The 20,687-nt window shown below is 71.8% G+C and carries 18 protein-coding genes; 4 read left to right on the top strand and 14 right to left on the bottom strand.

Annotated features, from left to right (window positions below; translation table 11 throughout):
* Positions 1-43: 43 nt before the first annotated feature.
* Positions 44-1,573, bottom strand: a complete 1,530-nt coding sequence (locus tag OC490_RS19860; protein ID WP_410098787.1) for a protein kinase domain-containing protein — start codon at positions 1,571-1,573, stop codon at positions 44-46.
* Between the two features lie 375 nt (positions 1,574-1,948).
* On the opposite strand from OC490_RS19860, the gene OC490_RS19855 reads away from it, so the two are divergent.
* On the top strand, positions 1,949-3,583 hold the full coding sequence (locus OC490_RS19855; RefSeq protein ID WP_262059296.1) for a protein kinase domain-containing protein: 1,635 nt from the start codon (positions 1,949-1,951) through the stop codon (positions 3,581-3,583).
* Positions 3,584-3,646: 63 nt separating this feature from the next.
* On the opposite strand, the gene OC490_RS19850 is transcribed toward OC490_RS19855, so the two are convergent.
* Positions 3,647-4,186, bottom strand: coding sequence for a bacterial proteasome activator family protein (locus OC490_RS19850; protein ID WP_262059295.1), 540 nt, complete (start codon positions 4,184-4,186; stop codon positions 3,647-3,649).
* 116 nt (positions 4,187-4,302) lie between these two features.
* On the opposite strand from OC490_RS19850, the gene OC490_RS19845 reads away from it, so the two are divergent.
* A complete protein-coding gene (locus tag OC490_RS19845) occupies positions 4,303-4,962 on the top strand; it encodes a hypothetical protein (RefSeq protein WP_262059294.1) in 660 nt (219 codons plus the stop codon).
* A 12-nt stretch (positions 4,963-4,974) separates the two neighbouring features.
* Here the strand turns inward: OC490_RS19845 and OC490_RS19840 are convergent, their stop codons facing one another.
* The 7 genes from OC490_RS19840 to pdhA form a co-directional block, all read right to left on the bottom strand.
* The gene (locus OC490_RS19840) at positions 4,975-5,955 is read right to left on the bottom strand and encodes an NAD(P)H-quinone oxidoreductase (RefSeq protein ID WP_262059293.1); all 981 of its coding nucleotides are present in this window, start codon (positions 5,953-5,955) and stop codon (positions 4,975-4,977) included.
* 97 nt (positions 5,956-6,052) lie between these two features.
* Complete coding sequence (locus tag OC490_RS19835) at positions 6,053-7,147, bottom strand: potassium channel family protein (RefSeq protein WP_262059292.1); 1,095 nt, start codon at positions 7,145-7,147, stop codon at positions 6,053-6,055.
* On the bottom strand, positions 7,144-8,529 hold the full coding sequence (locus OC490_RS19830; RefSeq protein WP_262059291.1) for a molybdopterin molybdotransferase MoeA: 1,386 nt from the start codon (positions 8,527-8,529) through the stop codon (positions 7,144-7,146). The genes OC490_RS19835 and OC490_RS19830 overlap by 4 nt, the downstream gene beginning before the upstream one ends.
* Entirely contained in the window at positions 8,526-9,479 is a 954-nt protein-coding gene (locus tag OC490_RS19825; protein ID WP_262059290.1) for a molybdenum cofactor guanylyltransferase, read from the bottom strand. The genes OC490_RS19830 and OC490_RS19825 overlap by 4 nt, the downstream gene beginning before the upstream one ends.
* A 54-nt stretch (positions 9,480-9,533) precedes the next feature.
* On the bottom strand, positions 9,534-10,901 hold the full coding sequence (locus OC490_RS19820; RefSeq protein WP_262059289.1) for a dihydrolipoamide acetyltransferase family protein: 1,368 nt from the start codon (positions 10,899-10,901) through the stop codon (positions 9,534-9,536).
* Positions 10,901-11,905 (bottom strand): alpha-ketoacid dehydrogenase subunit beta, encoded by a 1,005-nt coding sequence (locus OC490_RS19815; RefSeq protein ID WP_262059288.1) that lies wholly within the window; start codon positions 11,903-11,905, stop codon positions 10,901-10,903. The genes OC490_RS19820 and OC490_RS19815 overlap by 1 nt, the downstream gene beginning before the upstream one ends.
* Positions 11,902-13,038 carry a pyruvate dehydrogenase (acetyl-transferring) E1 component subunit alpha gene (pdhA, locus tag OC490_RS19810; RefSeq protein ID WP_262059287.1) on the bottom strand — a complete coding sequence of 379 codons (1,137 nt, stop codon included), beginning with the start codon at positions 13,036-13,038 and terminating at the stop codon, positions 11,902-11,904. The genes OC490_RS19815 and pdhA overlap by 4 nt, the downstream gene beginning before the upstream one ends.
* 175 nt (positions 13,039-13,213) lie before the next feature.
* On the opposite strand from pdhA, the gene OC490_RS19805 reads away from it, so the two are divergent.
* On the top strand, positions 13,214-13,714 hold the full coding sequence (locus OC490_RS19805) for an Lrp/AsnC family transcriptional regulator (RefSeq protein WP_410098745.1): 501 nt from the start codon (positions 13,214-13,216) through the stop codon (positions 13,712-13,714).
* Between the two features lie 12 nt (positions 13,715-13,726).
* Here OC490_RS19805 and OC490_RS19800 read toward each other — a convergent pair whose 3' ends face one another.
* On the bottom strand, positions 13,727-14,317 hold the full coding sequence (locus OC490_RS19800; RefSeq protein ID WP_262059286.1) for a TetR/AcrR family transcriptional regulator: 591 nt from the start codon (positions 14,315-14,317) through the stop codon (positions 13,727-13,729).
* Positions 14,314-15,828 carry a 3-hydroxyacyl-CoA dehydrogenase gene (locus OC490_RS19795; protein ID WP_262059285.1) on the bottom strand — a complete coding sequence of 505 codons (1,515 nt, stop codon included), beginning with the start codon at positions 15,826-15,828 and terminating at the stop codon, positions 14,314-14,316. The genes OC490_RS19800 and OC490_RS19795 overlap by 4 nt, the downstream gene beginning before the upstream one ends.
* Before the next feature lie 172 nt (positions 15,829-16,000).
* Between OC490_RS19795 and paaN the strand changes: the two genes are divergently transcribed.
* Entirely contained in the window at positions 16,001-17,692 is a 1,692-nt protein-coding gene (gene paaN / locus OC490_RS19790) for a phenylacetic acid degradation protein PaaN (protein WP_262059284.1), read from the top strand.
* Positions 17,693-17,786: 94 nt separating this feature from the next.
* On the opposite strand, the gene OC490_RS19785 is transcribed toward paaN, so the two are convergent.
* From OC490_RS19785 to OC490_RS19775, 3 genes are read right to left on the bottom strand one after another with little or no spacing between them, the layout of a single operon-like run.
* Positions 17,787-18,533: a TrmH family RNA methyltransferase gene (locus OC490_RS19785; RefSeq protein ID WP_262059283.1), complete on the bottom strand. Its 747-nt coding sequence runs from the start codon at positions 18,531-18,533 to the stop codon at positions 17,787-17,789.
* On the bottom strand, positions 18,530-19,753 hold the full coding sequence (locus tag OC490_RS19780) for an HTTM domain-containing protein (RefSeq protein ID WP_262059282.1): 1,224 nt from the start codon (positions 19,751-19,753) through the stop codon (positions 18,530-18,532). The genes OC490_RS19785 and OC490_RS19780 overlap by 4 nt, the downstream gene beginning before the upstream one ends.
* Positions 19,750-20,559, bottom strand: coding sequence for a DUF5819 family protein (locus OC490_RS19775; protein WP_262059281.1), 810 nt, complete (start codon positions 20,557-20,559; stop codon positions 19,750-19,752). The genes OC490_RS19780 and OC490_RS19775 overlap by 4 nt, the downstream gene beginning before the upstream one ends.
* Between the last annotated feature and the right edge of the window lie 128 nt (positions 20,560-20,687).

Genomic DNA, 20,687 nt, shown 5'->3' with positions numbered 1-20,687 from the left:
CCCTGTTACGGGGCGCACGCGCGCGTGTCGGGGTGCGTGGAGGTCAGCCGCCGCCCAGGGTTCCGGCGACGGCGCCGGTCCCGCCGTCGGCACCGGGGTCGCCCGTGTCCGTCGGATCCGGCGAGGTACTCGCGGTCGGACTGTCCGACGGTTCCGTGGCGGACGGGGTCGGGGTGCTCGAAGGCTTCTCGGTGGCCGTCTCGGACGGCGTGTACGAGGGCGGGCGCGACGGCGTGTAGCTCGAACCGGAACTCGTGCCGCTGTCGTCCGTCTCCGTGTCGGACGGCGAGGCGGTCGTGTCGTCGCTCGGCGTCTCGCTGGACTGGTCGTCCGTGGCGGACTGCGAGGTGGTCGGCGACTGCGTGGTGCCCGAACCGCCGGTGCCGTTACCGGTGTTGTTCATGGCCAGCGCCACGCCCGCCGCGATGGCGATCACCGCGAGCACGGCGAGGATCCACAGCTTGCCCCGGCCGCTGCCGTGGTTGCCGTGCCCCTCGAAGCCGCCGTCGTCGCCGTTGCCGTAGCCGCCCGGCAGGATCGGCTGCGGGATCTGCGCGGTGCCGGAGGGGTCGCCCTGGGGCATCACGGTCGTGCCGGCGAAGCCCCCCGGCGGGGTCCCCTGCGCGTTCGCCACGGTCACCGGGCCGGTGTTCCAGGTGCCGGTGTGGCCGCCCTGGTCGTAGAGCATCTGCAGGCCGTACTGGACCAGCCCGCGCATCTCCTCGGCCGTCTGGAAACGGTCGTCCGGGTCCTTGGCGAGGGAGCGCATGACGAGGCCGTCGAGCTCCGGCGGGCAGACCCCGTTCGAGGTCTGGGACGGCGGGACCGGGATGTCCTGGACGTGCTGGTAGACCACCGACAGCGGGGTCTCGCCGGTGAACGGGGGCCGCAGCGCGAGGAGTTCGTAGAGGAGGCAGCCCGTCGCGTACAGGTCGGAGCGGTGGTCGACGGCCTTGCCGAGCGCCTGCTCCGGGGAGAGGTACTGCGGGGTGCCCATGACCATGCCGGTCTGCGTCATCGTCGTGGACGCCCCGTGCAGGGCGCGCGCGATGCCGAAGTCCATGACCTTGACGGCGCCGTTGTGCGTGATGATCACGTTCGCGGGCTTGATGTCGCGGTGCACGATGCCGTGCTGGTGCGAGTAGGCGAGCGCCTCCAGGACCCCGGAGACGATGATCAGGGCCTGCTCGGGCCCGGGTGCCTCGGCGTTGAGGAGCAGGTCGCGGATCGTGCGCCCCTCGACGATCTCCATGACGATGTAGGGCACGGACTGGGCCCCGCCCGCGCCGTAGCCGCCCGTGGACACCGTGTCCTCGCCGGAGTCGTACACGGCGACGATCGCGTGGTGGTTGAGGCCGGCCACCGACTGGGCCTCACGCGTGAAGCGGGCCTTGGAGGTCGGGTCCTCGGCCAGGTCGGAGCGGAGCAGCTTGACCGCGACCGTGCGCCCGAGCCGTACGTCCTCGGCCGCGAAAACCTCGGCCATACCGCCCCGGCCCAGTCTGTGGGTGAGCCGGTACCGGCCGTCGCCGACCAGTCCGCCGTTGCCCCACAGTTCCGGTGCGTCCGACATTCCGCCGCCAGCCGCCTCGGGGTCGGACGGGCCCTGAGCGTGCTGCTGTGCCATCAGTCCTCGCCGTCGTTTCTGCCCGCGGTGCGCGCGGTGTTGTCACGGTCTCCGTCGGCCACGCTACAGGCTCGGCGCAAGCCGCCGTTCCGGGATGAGTGCCGGAATCGTCCGGAGACGGACCGGTCATCAAATCGGTACCACGCGCCGTCGTGCAAATTCTGTGTACCGCCGGTACAGCACCTGTAACGCTTCCACGACTCTTCTTTCGCGTACGGTCACGGATCGGGCACCGCGCTTGACGTGTCAGTGCCCTCCGGCAGACTTGGCCGGGAATGGCACATTCGATCACTGAGCCGGCGCCGATGGGGGACACGGAACATGAGCCAGGACGGCCCACACGGCCGGTATACGGGGCGCGCGCTGGCCGGTGGCCGCTACCAGCTGCGCGACCTGCTCGGCGAGGGCGGCATGGCCTCGGTGCACCTCGCCTACGACTCGGTGCTCGACCGTCAGGTCGCGATCAAGACACTCCACACCGAACTCGGCCGTGAACAGGCCTTCCGCGAGCGCTTCCGCCGCGAGGCCCAGGCCGTGGCCAAGCTCACGCACACCAACATCGTCTCCGTCTTCGACACCGGCGAGGACGCCCTCGACGGCTCGACGATGCCGTACATCGTCATGGAGTACGTCGAGGGCCGCCCGCTGGGCTCCGTACTCGACGAGGACGTACGGCAGTTGGGCGCGATGCCCGCCGACAAGGCGCTGAAGATCACCGCGGACGTGCTGGCGGCGCTGGACATCAGCCACGAGATGGGCCTGGTCCACCGGGACATCAAGCCGGGCAACGTGATGATGACCAAGCGCGGCGTCGTGAAGGTCATGGACTTCGGCATCGCCCGCGCCATGCAGTCCGGGGTCACCTCGATGACGCAGACCGGCATGGTCGTCGGCACCCCGCAGTACCTCTCCCCGGAGCAGGCGCTCGGCCGGGGCGTGGATGCGCGCAGCGACCTGTACTCGGTCGGCATCATGCTGTTCCAACTGGTCACCGGGCGGCTGCCGTTCGACGCGGACTCGCCGCTGGCCATCGCGTACGCGCATGTGCAGGAGGAGCCGGTCGCGCCCTCCTCGATCAACCGTTCGCTGCCGCCGGCCGTGGACGCGCTGGTCGCCCGCGCGCTCAAGAAGAACCCGAACGAGCGCTTCCCGAACGCCGAGTCCATGCGCGAGGAGTGTCTGCGCGTAGCGTCCTCGCTGCACGCGGCGGCCCCGAGCATCGTGCCGGGCGCACCCGCGCAGAGCGGCGCGGGCGTCGGCTCCGCGGTGTTCCCGCCGGTCGACCAGGCGGCCCCGGCGCCCACCGGCCCCGTACAGACGCCGTACCACCCGGGTCCGTACCGCGGCACTCCACCGCCCACGCCCTCGCCCGCCTACGGCTATCCGCAGCAGCCGGGCTACCAGACGCCGGCCTCGGTCGGGTTCGGGCAGCAGGGCATCTCGACCCCGCCGCCGTACAACCTGAACCCGCAGCACCCGACGCCGACCCCCGGGGGAGGCGGCGGCAGAAGCAACAAGCCTGTGGTCATCAGCGCGATCATCGTCGCTCTCATTGTGATCGTCTCGCTGATCGCGCACCTGGCGTCGGCCAACAGCGGCTCGGACGACGTGGGCAGCGGCGGCAGCAGTGCCAGTGAGAGCAGTTCGGCGACGGCGGTGGAGGGCCACCGCGACGGCGACACGACGAAGACGATCAAGGAGACCGCGTGCACGGAGCCGGAGGAGTCGTACAACGACCCCACCGAGATCCAGATCCCGGACTTCCAGTTCAAGTACATCGACTCGGTCAAGTCCTGCCTCCGGGCCGCGGGCTGGAAGGTCAAGGTCAAGCCCGAGGACGAGAGCACCTACGGCCAGGGCACGGTGATGGAGCAGTTCCCGGCGGCCGGCACGGACGTGGACCCCAAGAAGATGCCCGAGATCCAGCTGGGCGTCTCGACGGGCAACCCGGCCTGACCCCGTGATGTGGAAGGGCCCGGCAGCAACCGCTGCCGGGCCCTTTGAACATGTGGGGGGTGTTTACAGGTATGGGCCGCCCACCCGGCCGCCGCCCGGCTGGCCCTCCTCGGAGCCGTCACCGACACCGGGCGGCAGGGCCCGGCGCATCTGCTCCAGCTGCGCCCGCGCGGCCATCTGCTGGGCGAACAGCGTGGTCTGGATCCCGTGGAAGAGTCCCTCCAGCCAGCCCACCAACTGGGCCTGAGCGATGCGCAGTTCCGCGTCGCTCGGGATCGCCGTGTCCGTGAAGGGCAGCGAGAGCCGCTCCAGCTCCTCGACCAGCTCCGGCGCCAGACCGTCCTCCAGCTCCTTCACCGAGCTGGCGTGGATCTCCTTGAGCCGCACCCGGCTCGCCTCGTCGAGGGGAGCCGCACGCACCTCCTCCAGGAGCTGCTTGATCATGCTGCCGATCCGCATGACCTTGGCGGGCTGTTCCACCATCTCCGTCACCGGGATCTCGCGGGAGTCCTCGTCCCCGGTGCCACCGAGCGCCATCCCGTCCTGGCCCACGACCAGGATCTGAGGCTTCTCCGGTGACCTTTCGTTCCTCGGCATCTCCATGCCGTCATTCTCTCGCACCCCTACACCTCACCACCGTGGTGCCCCCCTCGTAAGGTGATCCACCGTTTGCCCGAACCCGGAATGCCGGGAAACCCACCCGATGTGACGCTTGTCCCGTGACTCCATGGCTGCGCACCACGGGACTGCTGCTTGTGCTGGGCACGGGTTCGGTGGTGATTCCGTACGGGGGTGTTCCGGCGTACGGCGTGGGAGTGGGGAGTTCGGGCAGTGCCGGGGGCGCCGGAGGCGGTCGCGTGGCGGCCACGGCACCCGCATCCGGCGCCGCCCTTGCCCCGCCCTCTCCCTCCGCCTCCGCCCTGAGGCCTGCTTCCGGTCCCGGCCGCGTTCAGGCCCCCGCCCAGTCCCCCGCTCACGCCTCCGCCGAGCCCTCCCAGGCCGGAAGTCAGGCCGGCGAAGGGCGGGAACGGCCCGGGCGGACGGCTCAGCCGAGTGCGGAGGAGGACGAGAGCGGAGGTGACGACGGCGGCACGGCCGAACCGGCGGCGGACGAGAGCAGTGACGGTGGCCGTTCGACCGGTCCGACGCCCGCCGACTCCGCGTCGCCGTCCCACGAGACGGGGGAGACCGGGGTGACAGCGGGGGTGACGGCGGTCGTGCCGTCCTCGCCGCCGCTCCAGCCGGTGCACCAGACCGTCACCCACGCCGAGGACCCGGCCGAGCCCGTGCTGCGGATCCTCCCGCTGGGCAGCGGCCTGATCCTCATCGGGCTCGGCCTCGGTCTCGCCTTCATCGGTCTCCGGGTGCGGCGGGGTTAGAGCCTCTCCGGCCTATGGCGCGACGAGCAGCACCTTCCCGATGTGAGCGCTGTCCTCGACCACCTGGTGCGCTGCCGCCGCCTCGCTCATCGGCAACTCACGGTCGACGACCGGACGGACCTGGCCGGACTCGATCAGCGGCCACACATGCTCGCGTACGGCGGCGACGATGGCCGCCTTCTCGCCGAGCGGACGGGCCCGCAGCGAGGTCGCGCTGATCGCGGCCCGCTTGCCGAGGAGGGCCGCGATGTTGAGTTCGGCCTTGATCCCGCCCTGCAGCCCGATGATCGCGAGCCGCCCGTTGACGGCGAGGGCCTGGACATTGCGGTCCAGGTACTTGGCGCCCATGTTGTCGAGGATGACGTCGGCGCCCGCGCCGCCGGTGGCCCGCGCGACCTCGGCGACGAAGTCCTGCTCGCGGTAGTTGATGAGGATGTCCGCACCCAGCTCGGCGCAGTAGTCCAGCTTCTCCTTGGTGCCCGCCGTGACGGCGACCTTCGCGCCGACCGCCTTGCCGAGCTGGATCGCCATGGTGCCGATACCGCTGGAGCCGCCGTGCACGAGCAGGGTCTCGGCGGGGCGGAGGTGGGCGACCATGAAGACGTTCGACCAGACCGTGCAGACCACCTCGGGCAGCGCTGCGGCCTGCTTGAGGTCGATGCCCTGCGGCACCGGCAGCAGCTGCCCGGCCGGTACGGCGACCTTCTCGGCGTAGCCGCCGCCCGCGAGCAGCGCGCACACCTCGTCGCCGACCGACCAACCGGCCACCCCGGGGCCGACCTCGGTGATCCGGCCGGAGCATTCGAGGCCGGGGTAGCGGGACGCGCCGGGCGGCGGGTCGTAGAAACCCTGGCGCTGCATGATGTCGGCCCGGTTCACGGCGGTGGCCACCACCTCGACCAGGACCTCGCCCTCGCCGGCCACCGGATCGGGGACCTCGTCCCACACCAGCGCCTCGGGCCCACCAGGTTCGGAAATCGTGATCGCATGCATGAGCCCGACGCTACTCCTCGACATACGGCCGACCGCCGAGGTGTGCCACCGCGGCGACGATCGAGGGCGGGTCACTGCCGCAACGGTCGAGGGCAGGTCACTGCGGCAGCGGCCGGGTGTCCGGGGCGACCTGCGAACCCGGCGAGACCCGCACGATGGTGATGAGCCGGTCCGTGAGCTGAAGCGTCCCGATCGACGGATCGTCGTAGCCGAGCAACCGGTGCCCGCGTACGACGCTCACCACCAGGTCGTCCGTCTCGCGAGGTGTCTTGCCCACCTCGGCCTTTATGACGGGCCGCTCGGTCATGTCGAGCCCGCTGCCCTGCTGGATGAGGTCCTCCATGACCATGCCGGCGGCGGGGCTGAGCACGGACAGGCCGAGCAGCCGGCCGGCCGCGCTGGCGCTGGTGATGACGGCGTCGGCGCCGGACTGCTTGAGCAGCGGCGCGTTCTCCTCCTCGCGCACGGCGGCCACGATCTTCGCGCCGCGGTTGAGCTGCCGGGCGGTGAGGGTCACCAGCACCGCCGTGTCGTCGCGCTGGGTCGCGATGATGATCTGCCGCGCCTTCTGCACCTCGGCACGCTTCAGGACCTCGCTGCGGGTGGCGTCCCCGACGACCCCGACGTACCCGTCACCGCTCGCGGCCTCGATCGCCTTCGCGCTGGGGTCGACCACGACGACCTGTTCCTTCTTCAGCCCCGTCGCACACACGGTCTGGATCGCCGACCGCCCCTTCGTACCGAAGCCGATGACGACGGTGTGATCCCGCAACGCGGACCTCCAGCGGTTCAAGCGCCATTCCTCCCGGGTGCGTTCGGTGAGGACCTCAAGGGTGGTGCCGACGAGGACGATCAGGAAGAACACACGTAGGGGCGTGACGACGAGGATGTTGGTGAGCCGGGCGCCGTCGCTGACCGGGGTGATGTCGCCGTAGCCGGTGGTCGAAAGGGTGACCGTGGCGTAGTAGAAGGCGTCGAGGAAGTCGACCGAGCCGTCCGAGTTGTCGTTGTAGCCGTCATGGTCGGCATAGACGATCAGCGCGGTCGCGACCAGCAGGAGCAGCGCGATGGACAGCCGCTTGGCGACCTGCTGGAAGGGATGCTCGACCACTTTCTTCGGGAGTTTCACCCGATGGGTCACGAGATGTTCGTCCGCCTGGCGGGCGATCGCATCATGGCCCGACTGTTTCACGTGAAACACACCCCGATTCCGGCGACCGCCCAGGGCAGATCGATCAGCTCCGTCCGCTGCCCCTGGCGCGCACCACCCGGCGGTACGACCGCGAGCGCGTCGGCCGCCGCGATCCCGCGCAGCATGGCCGGGCCGTTGTAGTGCAGCGGGATCGCGGAGTCGCCGCGCAGGACGGCGGGGATGAGTCGGGTGTCGTACGGGTGCCCGTGCACCGCCTCCTGGAGGGGCAGCGCGTACGGCTCCGGGGCGGGCTGTGCCGACAGGGTCCGCAGCAGCGGTTCGGCGAGGGTGAGCAGGCCGGAGATCGCGGCGAGGGGGTTGCCGGGCAGGCCCACGAGGTGCTGGTCGTCCTTGATGCGGGCCAGCAGCATCGGGTGGCCGGGGCGCACCTTGACGCCGTCCACGAGGAGTTCGGCGCCCAGGCGGCGCAAGGTGGGGTGGACGTGGTCGACCGGGCCGGAGGCGGTGCCGCCGGTGGTGATGATGAGGTCGGCGGTGCTGGCCGTGATCGCCTTGTGCAGCGCCTTCTCGTCGTCACGGAGCCGGCGCACCGCGGTGACTTCGGCGCCGAGGGCGCGCAGCCAGGACGGCAGCATCGGGCCGAGCGCGTCCCGGATGAGCCCGTCGTGGGGCAGCCCCTCGGTGAGCAACTCGTCGCCCAGGATGAGGACTTCGACCCGGGGGCGGGGTACGGCGGTGAGCGTGTCGTAGCCGGCGGCTGCGGCGAGGCCGAGCACCGCCGGGGTCACCAGGGTGCCGCCGGGCAGCAGGTGGTCGCCGCTGCGGCACTCCTGGCCGCGTGGGCGGATGTCCTGGCCGTGTCCGACGTCCCGGGCCGCGTGGAGCCGGCCCTTGTCGTCGGTGCGGCCGTGTTCGCTGCGGATGACGGCGGTGGTGTCGGCGGGGACCCGGGCGCCGGTCGCGATCCGCACGGCCTCGCCGTCGCCGAGCGGCTCCGACTCCGCGTGTCCGGCAAGCACCCCGTCCTCGCGTACGGCCCAGGGGCCGGGGCCTGCGACCGCCCAGCCGTCCATCGCGGAGGTGTCGAAGGAGGGCAGGTCGCTCAGGGCGACTAGGGGCGCGGCCAGGACCAGGCCGAGGGCGGAGTCGAGGGGCACGGAGACGGGGGCGCGGTGGCCGCCGGAACGGGCGGCACGCGCGGCGACGGCCCGGGCCTCGGGCCACGGGGTGGCCTTGTGCTGACGGGTGTCCGGCGTGCGGGGTGCGCCGGGCGCTTGAGACGTGCCCTGCGGTGGGGGCGGGGGCTCGGCCTGCCCGCCGGTGCCGGCTTCGTTCACGAGGGCGAGTACCTCCTCGACGTCGAGATCCTCGACGTCCTGGGCGTGCTCGCCGGCGTGCGTGTGCGTGCCGCGCGCGGTCATCCGGCGGCGTCCGGACCGGGGGCGTCGGACGGGGTCTCCGGCTTGGCGTCGGACCCGGTCCTGGGGGTGTTCTCGTCCGCCCAGCGCAGCGCGAGGGCGGCGGCCTTGCGGGCGGCCTCGGCGACGGCTTCGGGGCCCCCCTTGCCCTGTGCCGCCGCGTAGCCGACCAGGAAGGTGGTCAGCGGGGCGGCGGGCCTGGCCACTCCGTGGGCGGCGTCGCGGGCGAGGTCGAGCAGGATGCCGGTGTCGACGTCCAGGTCGATGCCCAGTTCGTCCTTGACTGCGGAAATCCATTCATCCAACACGTGCCCATGCTCCCTGATGCGTGCCCTGGCGATGGCGAGGTCGTCCCAGGTGTCGCAGTCGAAGGACGCGACGGGGTCGGGGACGCGGGTGAGATCGAGCGCGGCGGTCAGCCGGCGCAGGGGCAGCCCGGTGAGGCTGCCGCTCGCGGTGAAGCCGCTGATGGGTGCGGCGGAGGTGAGTGCGGTCAGCTCCCGCCGGAGTGCCGACGCGCGGTACGCGGCCACGAGGGGCTGGTCGCGTCCGTCGGCGTCGGTGAGCAGCACGCCTTCGCTGCCGCCGGTCCGCAGGGCGGTCAACAGCCGCCGTACGGTTGCCGTTTCGAGGAACGGCAGGTCGGCGGAGAGGACCACGACGGTGTCGGCCGTGGTGTGCCGCAGGCCCGCGTCGAGCGCGGCGACCGGGCCCGCGCCGGGCGGGTCCTCGCGGGCCCAGCGCACCGGCCGGGGGGTAGGCCGGGGGTCGGCGACCACGACGGTGGTGCGGGCGGCGGCGCAGGCGGTGAGCACCCGGTCGAGCAGGGCCCGGCCGCCCACGCGCAGCCCGGGCTTGTCGGCACCGCCGAGCCGCCGGGCGGCACCACCGGCGAGCACGACGGCGTCGTACGCGTCGCCGGGCGCGGCGTCGGAGGGCTCGTACGCGGTCACCCCCCGAGTATGCGTGCCTCCCTGATCACAGGGAACGTGTCCGGGCCGCCGTGATCACAGGTTGCGCAGCAGTACCGCAGGCTGTTCCACACAGTCCGCCACATACCGCAGGAAACCGCCCGCCGTACCGCCGTCGCAGACCCGGTGGTCGAAGGTGAGCGAGAGCTGCACGACCTGGCGCGCCGCCAACTCGCCCTCGTGCACCCACGGCTTGGGGACGATCCGGCCGACCCCGAGCATCGCCGCCTCGGGGTGGTTGATGATCGGCGTGGAGCCGTCGACGCCGAACACCCCGTAGTTGTTGAGCGTGAAGGTTCCGCCGGTGAGGTCCCCGGGGGTCAGCGTCCCGGCCCGGGCCGCGTCGGTGAGCCGGGCGAACTCCGCGCTCAGCGCCGCCGTGTCCCGCGCCCCCGCGTCCCGTACGACGGGTACGACGAGCCCGCGCTCGGTCTGCGCGGCGAACCCGAGGTGCACCCGGTCGAACCGGACGACCTCCCTCGCCTCCATGTCCACGCTGGAGTTGAGCTCGGGGAACCGGGCCAGCGCGGCCGTGCAGATCCGGGCGAGGAGGGCCAGCACGGAGATCTTGGGCCCGGCTACGGCGTTCATGGCCGCGCGGGTGCGCATCAGCTCGGTCGCGTCGGCGTCCACCCAGCAGGTCGCGTCGGGGATCTCGCGGCGACTGCGGGAGAGCTTGTCGGCCACGGCTCCCCGTATGCCGCGCAGGGGGGTGCGGGTGACTCCGTCAGGCGTGGCGGTGGTCGTTGCCGTGGTCGTGGCGGTGGGGTACGCGGCCGGGGTGGTGGGGAGCGTCGCCGGTGGGAGAAGTGTCGCTTCCTGTGCGGTCGCCTCCTGGGCCGCCGCCGCGCGGAGTGCCTTCTCGACGTCCGCCCGCAGGATCAGGCCGTCCCGGCCGGAACCCGTCAACTCCCGCAGTTCCAGGCCGTTCTCCCGCGCGAGGCGTCGTACGAGCGGGGAGATCACGGGTACGGGACCGTCGCCACGACCGCCGGTCCCGACGGTGGGGGCGGCGGGGGCGTCCGCCACCGAGGTCACGACATCCGCCGCCATCCGCCGCACCCTGCGCCGCCGCGCCGGAGGTGCCCCCGTGCCGTAGCCCACCAGCACGTTCCCCGAGCCCTCGGTGTCGGTACCGGTCCCGGTGTCGGAGGCGGGCGCCCCCACCGCGACGGTCAACAGCGGGGCGCCGACGGGCAGTTCGGTGCCCTCCTCGCCGTAGCGGGCCGTGACCACACCGCCGTAGGGGCACGGGACCTCGACCATCGCCTTGGCCGTCTCGACCTCGACGACCGGCTGGTCGATGGCGACGACGTCGCCGACCTGGACCAGCCAGCGCACGATCTCCGCCTCGGTGAGACCCTCGCCGAGGTCGGGGAGCTTGAACTCCAGTACCTGTGCCATCAGTTGTCGGCCTCCCATTGCAGCCGTCCCACGGCGTCCAGGATCCGGTCGACGCCGGGCAGGTGGTGCCGTTCCAGCATCGGCGGCGGATACGGGATGTCGAACCCGGCGACGCGCAGCACCGGCGCCTCCAGGTGGTGGAAGCAGCGCTCGGTGACACGGGCCGCGATCTCGCCGCCCGGGCCGCCGTAGCCGCCCGACTCGTGCACGACGAGGGCGCGGCCGGTCCGCCGTACGGACGCGCAGACCGTCTCGTCGTCGAAGGGCACCAGGGAGCGCAGGTCGACGACTTCGAGGTCCCAGCCCTCGGCCCGGGCCGCCTCGGCGGCTTCGAGGCAGACGGGGAGGGAGGGGCCGTAGGTGATGAGTGTCGCGCTGCTGCCCGGACGGCGGACCACGGCGCGGCCTATCGGTTCAACGGGTGAGGGCTCGTCGGGGTTCCAGGTGTCCTTCGACCAGTACAGGCGCTTGGGCTCCAGGAAGACGACCGGGTCGTCGGAGGCGATGGAGGCGCGCAGCAGGCCGTAGGCGTCGGCGACCGTGGCGGGGGTGACGACATGGAGGCCCGGGGTCGCCATGTAGTAGGCCTCGGAGGAGTCGCTGTGGTGCTCGACGCCGCCGATGCCGCCGCCGTAGGGGACGCGGACGGTGATCGGGAGGGGCATGGCGCCGCGGGTGCGGTTGCGCATGCGGGAGACGTGGCTGATCAGCTGCTCGAACGCCGGGTAGGCGAACGCGTCGAACTGCATCTCCACGACCGGGCGCAGGCCGTACATCGCCATGCCGACGGCCGTGCCGAGAATGCCGGCCTCGGCGAGGGGGGTGTCCGTGCAGCGGTCCTGGCCGAACTCCTTCGCCAGGCCGTCGGTGACCCGGAAGACGCCGCCGAGGGTGCCGACGTCCTCGCCCATGACGTGCACGGTGGGGTCGGCGGCCATGGCGTCGCGCAGCGCGCGTGTGAGGGCCTGCGCCATGGTGGCGGGTTTGAGGGCGACGGTGGTCATGAGTGCGTCCCTTCCCGTTCGGCCGCGAGCTCGGCCGCCAACTGTTCGCGCTGTTCGCGCAGTTGGGGGGTGGGTTCGGCATACACGTCGGCGAACAGGTCCATGGGGTCGAGCACCGGGTCCTGGTTCATGTGGGCGCGCAGTTCGGCCGCCATGGCCTCGGCGGCGTCGCGGGCGGCCTGGATACCGGCCTCGTCGATGAGTCCGCGCTCGGTCAGCTCGTGCTCCAGGAGGGCGATCGGGTCGTGCGCGCGCCAGGCCTCGACCTCGGTCTCGCCCCGGTATCGGGTCGCGTCGTCGGCGTTGGTGTGGGCCTCGATGCGGTACGTGATCGCCTCGACGAGCGTGGGACCGCCGCCCTCGCGCGCGTGCCGTACGGCGTCGCTCAGCACCTCGTGCACGGCGACCGCGTCGTTGCCGTCGACCAGGCGGCCGGGCATGCCGTAGCCGACGGCCTTGTGGGCCAGGGAGGGGGCCGCGGTCTGCTTGGCGAGGGGGACGGAGATCGCGAAGCCGTTGTTCTGGACCAGGAAGACGACCGGGGCCTGCCAGACGGCGGCGAAGTTCAGCGCCTCGTGGAAGTCGCCCTCGCTGGTGCCGCCGTCGCCGACCATGGCGAGCGCGACCACGTCGTCGCCCTTGAGGCGGGCCGCGTGGGCGAGGCCGACGGCGTGCGGGAGTTGGGTGGCGAGCGGGGTGCTCAGGGGGGCGATGCGGTACTCGCGCGGGTCGTAGCCGGTGTGCCAGTCGCCGCGCAGCAGGGTGAGGGCCTGCACGGGGTCGAGGCCACGGGCGACGGCGGCGAGGGTGTCGCGATAGCTGGGGAAGAGCCAGTCCTGCTCCTGGAGGACCAGCGCGGCGGCGACCTCGCAGGCCTCCTGGCCGGTGGTCGAGGGGTACACGGCGAGCCGGCCCTGCTTGGTGAGGGCGGTGGCCTGCGCGTTGTACCGGCGGCCGGACACCAGCTGGGCGTACAGGCGGCGCAGCAGCTCGGGGGCGGCCTGCGCGGCGGCCTCGGTGCCGAGCACGCGGTACGGCACCGCGTCGGGCAGCAGCGGCGTGGGGTCCGTGCGCGGCTGCCAGGCGGGCGGCGGTGTGGGCCGGTACGCGCCCCGCTGCTCCATGACCGTCATGACGGCACCTCCTCGGGGGGAGTGGCTCGGAGAGACGCCTCGGACGTGCGGCGCCTCCCTACCGATTGTTCGGTCGTCGGCACATTTTGGCTACACGCGGCTCCAGGCTGTGGACAAACGGTTCTCCACAACCTGGAATGAACGCAGTACGTCCATGGTAGGGAGGCGGGGGGACATGGCACCTGAACAAATGGCCGACGGCCCGGAGGCGGGACGTGAGCTGCCGCCCCCGCGTCCGCTCGACGCCATCGATCAGGACATCCTCCAGATGCTCCAGTCGGACGGCCGCGCGTCGATAAGGTCCGTCGCCGAACGGGTGCACGTCTCGCGTGCCAACGCCTACGCGCGGATCAACCGGCTCATCGAGGACGGTGTCATCCGCGGCTTCGGCGCCCGGGTCGACCACGAGCGGGCGGGTCAGGGCACGTCGGCGTACATCACCCTGAAGATCGTGCAGAACTCCTGGCGCACGGTCCGCGAGCAGCTGAGGCTCCTCCCCGGCGCCTCGCACATCGCGCAGGTGGGCGGCGACTTCGACGTCCTGCTGCTGGTGCACACCCTGGACAACCGGGCGCTGCGGGACCTGGTCCTCAACCGGCTCCAGGCGATCCCCGAGGTGCTCAGCACGCGCACCCTGCTGGTGTTCGAGGAGGAGGACCTGGAGCCGCAGGGCTGACCCGCGAAGGCGCTACGACTCCTTCCGGAGCCCTCCGAACACCAACTGGGCCACCGCGTCGGCCACTTCGCGCTCGCCCATGCCCCGTCCGTCGGGCCGGTACCACTCCACGATGGAGTTGATCATCCCGAAGACGAGCCGGGTCGCGAGCCGTACCTCCACGTCGCCGCGCAGATCGCCGTCGGCCGCCGCGGCCTTCAGCAGGTCGGCCACCTGGTGGTCGAAGTCACGGCGCCGCTCCAGGGCCCACCGCTCGGTGTCGGTGTTGCCGCGCACCCGCAGCAGCAGCGTCACGTACGGCAGCTCGGAGGTCAGTACCTCGACCATCCGCCGTACGACGTACTCCAGCCGGTCGACGGCACGCCCCACGCGCGCGTGCTCCTCGTCGAGGATCCCGAAGAGGCCGTCCAGGGCGCGGCTGACGGCCCGGCGCAGCAGCTCCTCCTTGCCCGTGACGTGGTGGTAGATCGACGACTTGGAGATGCCGGCCGCCTTGGCGAGATGCTCCATGGAGGTGCCGTCGTAGCCGCGCTCGATGAAGACCTGGACGGCGACGGAGAGCAGGCTCTCGGGGGTGTACGTGTCGCGCTTGGCGGTGGTCATGGGGTGCCCTCCCGCTTCTCGGTGGCGTACGCGTGGCGGTAGAGCGCCAGGGACGGCGCGTACCGTCCCGACGGATCACGCAGGTGCAGGTCGTCCAGGAGGTCGTAGGCCCAGCTGCGGCCGAGCCTGCGGCTCCATTCGAACGGACCCAGGGGGTAGTTGACACCAAGGCGCATCGCGGTGTCGATGTCCTCCTCGGTGGCGACGCCCTTGGCGACGGCGTCGTGCGCCAGGTCGACGATCCGGGCGACCGTGCGGGCGACGATCATCCCGGGGGCGTCCCCGATGACGCTGACGTCCTTGCCGAGCGCCTGGAAGAGGCCGATCGCCTCGGAGAGGGTCCCCGACGCGGTGTCCTGGGAGGCGGACAGGGCGATGCGGCCGGCCCTGCGGTAGTCGAGGGCGAGGTCGAAGTAGACGACGTCACGGAACTCGACGGAGGTCTGTCCGTCGGCGAGCGCCAGCTGTCCGCCGCCGGGCAGCACCATGCGGGTGCCGTGGTCCTCTTCCTCCTCGCGGACGACGATGCCCGCCTCGCGGATCAGCGCGATCAGGTCGGCGGCGGGGCCCATGTCGCCCTCGACGACGACGTAGGCGGGCGCCTGGGCCGGTTCCGCGGTGTGCGGTTCGGGCAGCTCGGCGTCGTCCCCGTGGTCGTACCAGCCCTGTCCGGTCTTGCGGCCGAGGCGGCCGGACTCGACCAGGCGGCGCTGGGCGAGGGAGGGCGCGAAGCGGACGTCCTGGAAGAAGGACTGCCACACGGAGTGCGTGACGGACTGGTTGACGTCCTGGCCGATGAGGTCGGTCAGTTCGAAGGCGCCCATTTTGAAGCCGCCGGACTCGCGCAGGATCGCGTCGATGGTGGCCGGGTCGGCGGCCTGCGCCTCGTAGGCCGCGAAGGCCTCGGCGTAGAAGGGCCGGGCGATGCGGTTGACGATGAAGCCGGGGGTGTCCGCGCAGGCGACGGGGGTCTTGCCCCAGGCGCGGGACATCTCGTACGCGCGCGTGGCCGACGTGACGTCGGTGGCGAACCCGGAGACGACCTCGACGAGCGGCAGCAGCGGGGCCGGGTTGAAGAAGTGCAGGCCCACGAAGCGGCCGGGGTTGCGCAGGGCGGCGCCGATGGCCGTCACCGAGAGGGACGAGGTGTTGGTGGCGAGCAGACAGTCCTCGCCGACGACGTCCTCCAGGTCGCGCATCAGCTGCTGTTTGACGTCCAGCCGCTCCAGCACGGCCTCGACGACCAGGGTGCAGTCCGCGAGCTCGGCGAGGGTCTCGGCGGGCAGCAGCCGGGCGTGTGCGGCGTCCCGGTCGGCGGCGGTGAACCGGTCCTTCTCGACGAGGCGGTCGAGCCGGGCGCGGATCGCTTCGGTCGCGTCCCGGGCCCGCCCCGGAACGGTGTCGTACAGCCGTACGGCGTGACCCGCAGTCAGCGCGACCTGGGCGATGCCCTGGCCCATGGTGCCGGTGCCGACGACGGCCACGGGGCTGCTGAGGTCGAGTGCTGTCATGTCCGCGATCCTCCCGCACGGGGTTTTCCACAGATGCGGCGGACCCCCTTGTCCCGACCGATCGTTCGGTTACTCTAACTCTGACCGCCTGTTTCCGCCCCTGATCCTTGCCCTGTTCCTGCCCAGGTCATGAGCTCGCAGACGAGTTCTTGAGAAGAGGAGTTGGTCCCGCATGGCCGCCGAACCGACCGCGCACGAACTGATCGCCCGGCATCGGCCGACACTCGACCAGGCGCTCGAAGCGATCCGCACGCGCGCGTACTGGTCCCCGCACCCCGAACACCCGAAGGCCTACGGCGAGCACGGCAGCCTGGACGCGGCGGCGGGCAAGGCCGCCTTCGACGCCCTCCTGGGCACCCGCCTCGACCTCGGCCAGCCCGGCACCGACGACTGGGTGGGCGGCGAAGTGTCGCCGTACGGCATCGAGTTGGGCGTGACGTACCCGCACGCGGACCTCGACGTCCTGCTGCCGGCCATGCGCGCCGGGCAGCGGGCCTGGCGGGACGCGGGCGCGGAGACGCGTGCCGTGGTCTCCATCGAGATCCTCAAGCGGATCAGTGACCGGACGCACGAGTTCGCCCACGCGGTCATGCACACCAGCGGGCAGGCCTTCATGATGGCGTTCCAGGCGGGCGGCCCACACGCCCAGGACCGCGGCCTGGAGGCGGTGGCGTACGCGTACGCGGAGCAGGTCCACACGCCCGCCGTCGCGGAGTGGACCAAGCCCCAGGGCAAGCGCGACCCGCTCGTGATGAACAAGGAGTTCACTCCGGTCCCGCGCGGAACCGCCCTGGTCATCGGCTGCAACACCTTCCCGACGTGGAACGGCTATCCGGGCCTGTTCGCCTCCCTCGCCACCGGCAACGCGGTCCTGGTGAAGCCCCACCCGCGCGCGGTACTGCCGCTCGCGCTCACCGTGCGGATCGCGCGCGAGGTGCTCACCGAGGCGGGCTTCGACCCGAACCTGGTGGCGCTGGCCGCCGAGCGCCCCGGTGAGGGCATCGCCAAGACGCTCGCCACCCGCCCCGAGATCCGGATCATCGACTACACCGGGTCGACCGGCTTCGGCGACTGGCTGGAGGCCAACGCCCGCCAGGCGCAGGTCTACACGGAGAAGGCCGGCGTCAACACGGTCGTCGTCGAGTCGACCGACGACTACAAGGGCATGCTGTCCAACCTGGCGTTCTCGCTGTCCCTGTACAGCGGCCAGATGTGCACCACCCCGCAGAACCTGCTGATCCCCCGCGACGGCATCACCACCGACCAGGGCCCCAAGTCCTACGACGAGGTCGTCGCCGATCTCGCACGCTCCGTGGACGGCCTCCTGGGCGACGACGCCCGCGCGAACGGGCTGCTCGGCGCGATCGTCAACCCGGACGTAAAGGCTCGCCTGGAGGCGGCTGCCGGGCTGGGTGAAGTCGCCCTCGCCTCACGGGAGATCGTCAACCCGGACTTCCCGGACGCGGTCGTCCGGACCCCGGTCATCGTGAAGCTGGACGGTGCCAAGCCCGACGACGAGGCCGCCTACATGAGCGAGTGCTTCGGACCGGTCTCCTTCGCCGTCGCGGTCGACTCGGCGTCCGACGCGGTGGAGTTGTTGCGGCGGACGGTGCGGGAGAAGGGGGCGATGACTGTCGGGGCGTACACCACGGACGAGGGTGTCGAGAAGGCCGTCGAGGAGGTCTGTCTGGAGGAGGCCGCCCAGTTGTCGCTGAACCTGACCGGCGGGGTGTTCGTCAATCAGACGGCGGCGTTCTCGGACTTCCACGGGTCTGGGGGCAACCCGGCTGCCAACGCGGCGCTGTGTGATGGGGCGTTTGTCGCCAATCGGTTCCGGGTTGTCGAGGTTCGTCGGGACGCCTAAGAGCTCGGGGGGTTCGGGGTCTGCGCGAGTGACGGTCCGTTGTGGCTGGTCGCGCCCACGCGGCGGAGCCGCATATCGACACAGCCCCGCGCCCCTAGAGGGGCGCTGCAGTGCTCCAGTGATAGAGAGCCATGGCCACACTCGTCGCCAGGTTGTAGCTGGAGACCTGGGGGCGCATCGGTAGGGCCACCAAGTGGTCGGTGCGCGCGCGTAGTTCGGGTGACAGGCCGGTGCGTTCGGAGCCGAAGGCCAGGACGGCGTCGTCCGGGAGCTTCAAGCCCCGGATGTCGTCGCCCTCCGGGTTGAGGGCGAACACCGGGCCCGGGGGTAGTTCGTCGACCGTCAGGCGCTCCACCGCGGTCGCGTAGTGCAGGCCCGCGCCGGCGCGTACGACCGTGGGGTGCCAGGGGTCGAGCGTGCCGGTGGTGACCACGCCGGTCGCGCCGAACCCGGCGGCGAGGCGGATCACGGCGCCCGCGTTGCCGAGGTTGCGGGGGTTGTCGAGGACCACGACGGGCGTGCTGCGGGGCGTGCGCGCGATCTTCTCCAGGTTGGCCGCGCGCGCGGGACGTACCGCCAGGGCCGCCACCGCTGTCGGGTGGGGGCGCGGTACGAAGGTGCGGTACGTGGTCTCCGGGACCTCCAGCAGCAGCGCGTCGAGGGTGTCCTGTACGTCGGGGGCGAGGTCGGCTGCGAGCGCGAGGGCCGCCGCCCGGTCCGTGGTCACCGCCATCGGGACCTCCGCGCCGAAGCGCAGCGCGTGCTTGAGGGCGTGGAAGCCGTCGAGCAGTACGGCGGTCTCGGCGAGCCGGTGCCAGTCGGCCGCTGCGGGGTCGGTCATGCGGTGAAGCCTACGTGGCTGTGCTCGGGGTTCTCCGGGGCTCGTGGCTCCCCCGGATCTGCGTCCGGCACCGTACGGCCGCCCCGCGTGAACCACCGTCCACGCGCGCGTGCCGCCCAGCCGCCGAGCCGGCGCAGGAACGACGTCGGCAGGAAGACCGCGTCCGTCGCGATCATCGCGAGGGAGAAGAACGGCAGCCCCAGGAGCACGGCGATCACCGCGTGCTCGGTCATCATCAGGGCCAGCAGGACGTTCTTGACCCGCCGGTTGAAGAGGGTGAACGGGAAGGCGACCTGCACGATCACCGTCCCGTAGGTCACGAGCATCACCATCGTGCCGCTGGAGGACAGCACGTCGGCGAGGCCGGGCCAGGGGGAGAAGTAGTCGAGGTGGAGCGGGTAGTAGACGGCGGTGCCGTCCTGCCAGCGGGAGCCCTGGATCTTGTACCAGCCGGCCGTGGCGTAGATCAGACAGGCCTCGGTCGCGATGACGAACAGGGCGCCGTTGTGGATCACGTTCGCGACGACGTCGAGCAGCACCCGGGGCTCGTACGACTTCGCGTACCGCGCGACCGCCCACCACAGGGCCTGCGCCAGCCAGACGCCCCACAGGAGTGCGGGCACGAACCAGTCGCTGTGGAACCGGCCGGCCGAGGTCACCGCGATGAGCACCGCGCCGAGCACCACCCACAGGACGGGCCCGGCCCGGTCGGGAATCAGCTCCCCACGCGCGCGTGCCTCTCGCGTGCGGGCGGCCCGGCGCGCGTCGAGGGACCAGACCTGGCCGCAGCGGGTGAACACCAGGTAGAGGGACATCAGGTGCAGGACGTTGTCGCCGCCGTCGCCCATGAAGACGCTGCGGTTCTGCAGCGAGAGCACTCCGACCATGAAGAGCACCGATGTCGTGCGGGTGCGCCAGCCCAGTAGCAGCAGGACGCTCGCCAGTACGGCCAGCGCGTACACCGTCTCGAACCAGAACTGCCCGTCGGACCACATCAGGGCCGTGAACGCGCCGTTGTCCGCGATCAGTCGGCGGGCGAGGTCCCAGCTCCACGGTCCGTCGGGGCCGTAGAGCTCCTGGCGGTGGGGCAGTTCGCGCAGCAGGAACAGCAGCCAGGTCGCGGCGAAGCCGATGCGGATCACGGCGCTCTGGTAGGGGCCGAGGGCCGACTCGGTGACACGGGCGATGCCGCGCGAGACCGACGGGGCGAAGCCGCTCACCGGACACCTCCCGTGCCCTCGTCCGCCGGGACCGGCCACCAGGGCAGCGTGCGGTACTGGGGCGTGGTCGACACCTGCTCGTCACTCCACTCGGGCGGGGGCACGTTGGTGGTGACGGAGCGGACCTGGACGCGCTGGACGGTGCCGCCCGGTCCGGCCGCGTCGTCCCGGCCCAGGCGCAGCACGACGATGCGGCGCAGATACGTCTCCGCGAGCGTGCCGCGCACACCCACCGCGCGGTTGTTGCCGTCGTGGGTGGCGGTCAGGAAGTCCCAGGCCCGGCGCAGCTCGTTCTGCTCGGTGTGGCTCGGCAGCAGATTGCCGTCGATGGCCGCGCCGTCCTCGGCGGACAGGTCGTACCAGCCGGTCGTACGGGTCTCACCGGCCGCCGTGCGGATGTCGGCGCGCACCTGGACCTGGATGTTCTGCTGCAAGGGGTTCGGCGCGAACAGCTTCCAGTTCTGCTCGAACTCCGGGTAGATCCACTCGTCGATCGCCTTGCCGTGCTGCTTCGTCACCGTGTTCGCGGGCGCGACGTGCAGGAACACCATCCCGAGATGGACCAGGGCGGCGACCGCGACGACCGCGACCGCCAGCGCGGCACCCACCTGATAGCGCAGGGACAGCGCGGCGACCCCGACACGGGCGTCCGCGAGATCACGGGGCGGCTGCGGTTCGGGCGGGGGTGGCTGCTGCGCGGGCACGTGCGGCCCCTCGGGGGCGGCAGGCGTGCGCGGGCCCACTGAGGGGAAGACCGGCGTCTGCTCCCCCTCGGGGGCGTTCGAGCCTCCGTCGTTCGCGTCCATTCCGCCCCGTCTCCGATTCCTGTCCGTCGCACGGAACGGTACTCAGACCCGCGCTCCGGGCACAGCCCCGATCCCCACAGGCCATGCACGTTGGCATGTTGTCCACAGGGACTGCCCGCAGGTTGCCC

It is taken from the genome of Streptomyces sp. STR69 (assembly GCF_024519455.1).
Lineage (GTDB): Bacteria > Actinomycetota > Actinomycetes > Streptomycetales > Streptomycetaceae > Streptomyces.
Note: the sequence above shows the minus strand (reverse complement) of the source record. Positions and strands in the feature narration are given on the sequence as shown.

Bases quoted from the DNA above. Each gene is read 5' to 3' on its own strand.
- OC490_RS19860 (WP_410098787.1), bottom strand. From the start codon at position 1,573: ATGTCGGACGCACCGGAACTGTGGGGCAACGGCGGACTGGTCGGCGAC.
- OC490_RS19855 (WP_262059296.1), top strand. From the start codon at position 1,949: ATGAGCCAGGACGGCCCACACGGCCGGTATACGGGGCGCGCGCTGGCC.
- OC490_RS19850 (WP_262059295.1), bottom strand. From the start codon at position 4,186: ATGGAGATGCCGAGGAACGAAAGGTCACCGGAGAAGCCTCAGATCCTG.
- OC490_RS19840 (WP_262059293.1), bottom strand. From the start codon at position 5,955: ATGCATGCGATCACGATTTCCGAACCTGGTGGGCCCGAGGCGCTGGTG.
- OC490_RS19830 (WP_262059291.1), bottom strand. From the start codon at position 8,529: ATGACCGCGCGCGGCACGCACACGCACGCCGGCGAGCACGCCCAGGAC.
- OC490_RS19820 (WP_262059289.1), bottom strand. From the start codon at position 10,901: ATGGCACAGGTACTGGAGTTCAAGCTCCCCGACCTCGGCGAGGGTCTC.
- OC490_RS19815 (WP_262059288.1), bottom strand. From the start codon at position 11,905: ATGACCACCGTCGCCCTCAAACCCGCCACCATGGCGCAGGCCCTCACA.
- pdhA (WP_262059287.1), bottom strand. From the start codon at position 13,038: ATGACGGTCATGGAGCAGCGGGGCGCGTACCGGCCCACACCGCCGCCC.
- OC490_RS19805 (WP_410098745.1), top strand. From the start codon at position 13,214: ATGGCACCTGAACAAATGGCCGACGGCCCGGAGGCGGGACGTGAGCTG.
- OC490_RS19800 (WP_262059286.1), bottom strand. From the start codon at position 14,317: ATGACCACCGCCAAGCGCGACACGTACACCCCCGAGAGCCTGCTCTCC.
- OC490_RS19795 (WP_262059285.1), bottom strand. From the start codon at position 15,828: ATGACAGCACTCGACCTCAGCAGCCCCGTGGCCGTCGTCGGCACCGGC.
- paaN (WP_262059284.1), top strand. From the start codon at position 16,001: ATGGCCGCCGAACCGACCGCGCACGAACTGATCGCCCGGCATCGGCCG.
- OC490_RS19785 (WP_262059283.1), bottom strand. From the start codon at position 18,533: ATGACCGACCCCGCAGCGGCCGACTGGCACCGGCTCGCCGAGACCGCC.
- OC490_RS19775 (WP_262059281.1), bottom strand. From the start codon at position 20,559: ATGGACGCGAACGACGGAGGCTCGAACGCCCCCGAGGGGGAGCAGACG.